Source organism: Sphaerochaeta sp. S2 (assembly GCF_016406725.1).
Taxonomy (GTDB): Bacteria; Spirochaetota; Spirochaetia; order Sphaerochaetales; family Sphaerochaetaceae; genus Sphaerochaeta.
The window spans coordinates 1-5,280 of sequence record NZ_JAEKNT010000013.1 but is presented as its reverse complement, the minus strand read 5'-3'; the positions used below and the strand labels follow the sequence as shown (position 1 = coordinate 5,280).

At 47.4% G+C, this 5,280-nt stretch carries 3 protein-coding genes and 1 pseudogene; 1 reads left to right on the top strand and 3 read right to left on the bottom strand.

Going from position 1 to position 5,280, the window contains the following annotated elements; genetic code table 11:
• From JF818_RS00335 to JF818_RS00325, 3 genes are all read right to left on the bottom strand, one after another.
• Positions 1-425: hypothetical protein (locus JF818_RS00335; protein WP_198890011.1), on the bottom strand; the 425-nt coding region annotated here is incomplete at its 3' end.
• A gap of 102 nt (positions 426-527) precedes the next feature.
• The gene (locus tag JF818_RS00330; RefSeq protein ID WP_198890010.1) at positions 528-1,751 is read right to left on the bottom strand and encodes a pyridoxal-phosphate dependent enzyme; all 1,224 of its coding nucleotides are present in this window, start codon (positions 1,749-1,751) and stop codon (positions 528-530) included.
• Positions 1,752-1,811: 60 nt separating this feature from the next.
• The gene (locus JF818_RS00325) at positions 1,812-3,278 is read right to left on the bottom strand and encodes a pyridoxal-phosphate dependent enzyme (protein WP_198890009.1); all 1,467 of its coding nucleotides are present in this window, start codon (positions 3,276-3,278) and stop codon (positions 1,812-1,814) included.
• 380 nt (positions 3,279-3,658) lie between these two features.
• On the opposite strand from JF818_RS00325, the pseudogene JF818_RS00320 reads away from it, so the two are divergent.
• Positions 3,659-5,280, top strand: a pseudogene (locus JF818_RS00320) (putative selenate reductase subunit YgfK); the annotation flags it as partial.

Below are 5,280 nucleotides of genomic sequence, written 5' to 3'. Positions count from 1 at the left end.
GTCTTAATTGGTATCAGACGCTTTATAAACGGTTGTACCCCAACATAGGTCTTCTGGAACTCATCTTCACTCTCCTTGAGCGCTGCCTGCCAGGCGGCACCAAAGCCAGGACTATTGATCGTCAGTCGATCGACAGCAAGTTGGTAGACCTGCAGACGAGCGAGTTCCTTTCTCCCTGGTTTCTGTGAGTATGTGTTCATCGTGATGCGCAGGTTCTCATTCTGCTTCTTCAGCTCTTCATTTTGTTCTTTCAGCTTGGACAGACCTTCGCTTTCCAAGTCCATTCGGTCAGTCAACATCCTCTTCAGACGTTCGGTTTCCTTGTTTGCTGCAAGGATCTCCTTATGCCGTTTAACAGACATGACAACCACGAGGACAATAGCGAGTACTACGCCAACTCCGAGACCGATTAGAAAACTTTCCATGCGAATCTCCTCATCACAGGTCAAAAGGTACTGTAAGCGGGCAATTTTGTCAAAGGAGAAAGAAGATTGCGGTGCCATTTGGCACCGCTTTCCCCTGTTTTTTTACTTGAAACGATTTCTGACCGCCTCTTTGCTGTTCTCGATTGCCTCTGGTATGGAGACTTTACCCTCAAAAACAGCCATATCCTTGAAGCCTGTTCCCGTAAGCAAGCAGCAGACCTCTACATCCTCACCAAACTTCTCTCTAAGCATTTCGCTATCAGCTCTAAGCGCTGCCCATGCACAAGCAGCTGCAGGCTCTACGAAAATACCCGCATCCTTGGCAAGCTCAAGCTGTGCATCAAGGATTGCTTGGTCGTCTACCTCTGTTGCCCAGCCATTGCTCTCATTGATGTACCTTACCGCCATTCTACCGTTAGCAGGACTCTCTACGCTGATTGAATCAGCACGGGTGGTAGCCTTCGGAAGATTGGTGAAATCACCGCTCTTCCAAGCGGTGCTGATCGCATTACTCTGCTTGCTCTGTGCACAAACAAGTTGAGGGACCTTCTCGATCAAACCAGCTTCCTTTAAGTCATAGAAGCCCTTGTAAACACCTGCGAAAATACAACCATCACCAACAGGTACATATACTACGTCAGGCACCTTGCGTCCCAGTTGCTCAAACAGCTCGATGGAAACACTCTTCTTTCCTTCGATGGTCATTGGGTTGTAAGCAGTATTCCTATTGATCCCTCCGAACTCATTGGTGTAAGCGATGGAGAGTGCAAAAGCATCATCATAACTGCCCTTTACCGGAACAACAGTTGCTCCATACAACACACTCTGCATCAACTTATTGACCGGAGCAGTTGCTGGTACAAAAAGAACAATCTCAAGGCCGTAAGCGGCCCCAGCACAACTCATTGCAGCTCCCGCATTCCCCGTGGACGCCAAGGCTATCTTGTTCTGGTTATGATACAGAGCCTGGGCAGCGATCAGCTGACTTGCACGATCTTTGAAAGACCCTGAAGGCAAAGCACTGTCCAGCTTGCAGACCAGGTTCTTCAGTCCGTACTTAGTGGCGAGCCGTTTTGGTTTTGCGACAGGGGTTCCTCCCACAGGATAGACATCCTTGTCAGGGACCGGGTAGGGAAAGAAGTCATACATAGAGACATGGTCCTGCTTTGCAAGTTTCTCTACATCTTCCTTATTCAATTTTACGATGACATTTCCTTTCGGAAATGAGGTGCCATCATTCTCTTTGGCACAGGTAGGGCATTGATAGATTACCTCATCCGTCTCATAGACTGCACCGCAGTCACAACATTCATAGGTAAAACGCATGGTTCCTCCTCATCAAGAAAATGCCGGACACAAGGCCCGGCATTTGTTGCTTTGCTTGACCTATTTGGCCAAGATTTCCTTGTTGAATGCCTCGATCAACTCGTCGATCTGGTCAGCCATTGCAGGAATATCTTTCCAGTAGTTCTTATCATACCACTGTGCATTGATTTCCTCATAGGTCTTGCCCTGCTGTTCAACCCAAGTATAGTACTTCAGGTTATGTACAGCCAAACGATCGTAGTAGTTGAGTTCCTTCAGGTTTTCGATGCCCTGTGCATGAGCACAAGCTGCAAGTGCACGGATTGCTGCACTCTCATCAAACTGACCCTGGATCTCATTCTGCTCCTTCAAGCGGGAGGTGTACATCTCCGAGCTGTCGGTAAGGACAGTGAAGATCACATCATCTTCTTCCATCTCGTAGTACTTTGCCATCTTCATGGCTGCCAGTACATTACCGATGCCACTGATGCCATACATCTGCAACTCATCGATTGCCTTGGAATCCAAGCCCATTTTCTTGAGGTACTCGATACCAGCAGGTTCGTTGAACAAGCGGTAGAGGTCCATGCAGTCCTGGTCATCAACAGCAGCGATCATATCAGTATTCTTTACGTTGTGTACCCAAGGAACGTGTTTGTCGCCGATACCTTCAATACGGTGTCCGCCAAACCCATTGCGGAGAAGAGTGGGGCACTGCAATGCTTCAGCAGCCACAATCTTGAGATCGTGGAAATGTTCCTTGAGGAAGTCACCTGCAGCCAAAGTGCCGCCGCTTCCAGTAGCTGAAACATACCCACGAACATTCTCAGGTGCGACATTCTCTTGCTTGAGTGCTTCGAGTATTGCAGCTCCAGTTACCTTATAATGCCAGAGGTAGTTACCGAACTGGTCGAACTGGTTGAAGATAACAATATTGTTTCCGCGCTCTGCATCGAGCTCATGACACTTGTCGAAGATTTCCTTAACATTGGACTCACAGCCTGGGGTTGCAATCACTTCGCCTGCAACTTCTTTCAGCCAATTGAATCGTTCCTGGCTCATCTCTTCAGGGAGAATTGCAATGGAGTCACAGTTCAGCAATGCACTGTTGTATGCGCCACCACGGCAGTAGTTACCGGTGGAAGGCCAGACAGCCTGCTGGTGAACGGAGTCAAAGTTTCCAGAAACCAGAGCTGGAGCGAGACAGCCGTAGGTTGCTCCGACTTTATGGGCACCGGTCGGGAACCACTTGCCGACCAGGGCAAGGATTCTTGCCTTAACACCGGTGATTTCACGGGGTACTTCAATATAGTTCACACCACCGAAGGTTCCACCCTGTTTGGTAGGTTCGTTTTTCCAAGTAATCCTGAACAGGTTCAAAGGATCGACATCCCAAAGTCCTACATGGGTCAGTTTCTCTTTAATATCAGCTGGTACGGTAGAAGGATCCATCATCTGCTTAAAAGTAGGTAGCAAGATGTTTTTCTCCCTACAACGTTGGATATTCTTTTTCCGTACTTCTTCATTGACATTCAAATTAATCAGCATGCCTATTCCTCCGTGGTGACACTTGGTTACTATTTTTTGATTAGTCAAGTATACCGTAATGAGAAAAAATGTAAAGATAATATTCGTAAAAGTTGAATTTTTGAAAACTAATTTGCGTTAAGTGGTAGTTAGAATCGATAATACTAGCGAAAAGTGCGTTTTTTTCGATGGACATTGATGCTATACTCATACCAGAAGATATCCTTTTTGTAGGCCATTGGTATTTGAGGATATACAAAGAATTTCATAGAGGGTGTTCATCATTGGTATGAAATGTTTGTTGCGAAATGTTGCAAAAAATATTGACTTCTCTTCAATCTGCATTAGAATGAGAAAGGGTCGGGTAGTGAACCCGGCGACACCTTTCGAAGGAGTGAGTAATGGGAGACATTATGCGCCCAGTTCCCTTCACGGAACTTATTAGCCGTATCGTTGGTGAGTACAGAAATCACCATACCATATTCGGTATTGCCGAAGAACAATTTTATCATGAGAGCGGCAAGCACAGCCTGAACGTATTCTCCCAGAGTTGTGCCACACCCTGCGGACCCGCTGCAGGCCCCCACACCCAGTTGGCCCAGAATATCATCGCAAGTTATCTTGTCGGTGGCCGATTCATGGAGTTGAAGACAGTCCAGGTGCTTGATACCTTGGAAATTGAGAAACCCTGTATTGATGCACGGGATGAAGGATACAACGTTGAATGGTCCAGCGAGTTTACCCTTCCCAAAGCATGGGACGAGTATGCAAAAGCTTGGATTATCCTGCATCTGCTGGAAGCAGTAATGCAGAAAGGTAAGTTCGAGAAGCCTTCCTTTATCTTTAATATGTCTGTTGGTTACAACCTGGAAGGCATCAAGACAGAGAAGATGCAGAAATTCATCGACTCCATGATCGACGCTCGCAAAGATGAACGCTTTGCTGAGTACTTGCAGGAGCTGGAAGCACTGATCGAAGAGGGTTTGTTCGAAGGCACTCCTTGGGAAGGGCTCGAGAAGAAGCTTAAAGGCATCACTGAGAAGATCAGCTGGAATATCAGCCCGTCGACCACGCTCAGTACCATGCATGGATGTCCGCCAAAAGAAATTGAAGCCATCTGCAGCTATATGCTGACAGAGAAGAAGGTAGACACCTTTGTAAAGCTCAATCCAACCTTGCTTGGATTTGATACAGTTCGAAAAATCCTAGATGATCTCGGGTTTGATTACCTTACCATCAGCAAGGAAAGCTTTGAGCACGATCTGCAATACCCTGATGCAATTGCCATGTTGCATCGCCTGGTTGACCTCGCAAAGAAAGAGGGCAGGGGTTTTGGTGTTAAACTGACCAATACCCTTGGATCAGTGAACGACCAGGGAGTACTCCCCGGTGGTGAGATGTACATGTCAGGCCGTACCCTGCTTCCTATTTCCACAACGGTGGGACTTAAGCTCAGCAAGGAATTTAACGGAAAGCTTCCCATCAGCTACAGTGGTGGTGCCAATGCCTTTACGATCAAGGCACTGTTCGAGAGTGGTATCAGGCCAATTACCCTGGCAACCGATATGCTCAAGCCAGGTGGCTACACCCGCATGAAACAGCTTGTGGAAATCCTTGAAGAGAGTGATGCCTGGAAGATGGATGGCATTGATGTCGAGAAACTCGAAAAGCTCTCGGAGGATGCACGAGCTGGCAAGTATGCAGTAGCTGAGAAAGACTTCAGGGGAACTGATACCGTGAAGATCGGTGAGAAACTTCCTCTCTTTGATTGCTATGTTGCACCTTGCCAAACTGCATGCCCGATTCATCAGGACGTACCTGAGTATGTCCAGCTTGTTGGTCAGGGACGCTATGGGGAAGCCTTGGCAGTCATCTATGACAAGAATGCCCTTCCCGCCATCACCGGTCATATCTGTGACCACCAGTGCCAGCTGCACTGTACCCGCATGGATTATGAGGGAGCAGTTCGTATCCGCGATATGAAACGTATTGCAGTAGAGAACGGATTTGAAGAGTACAAGCA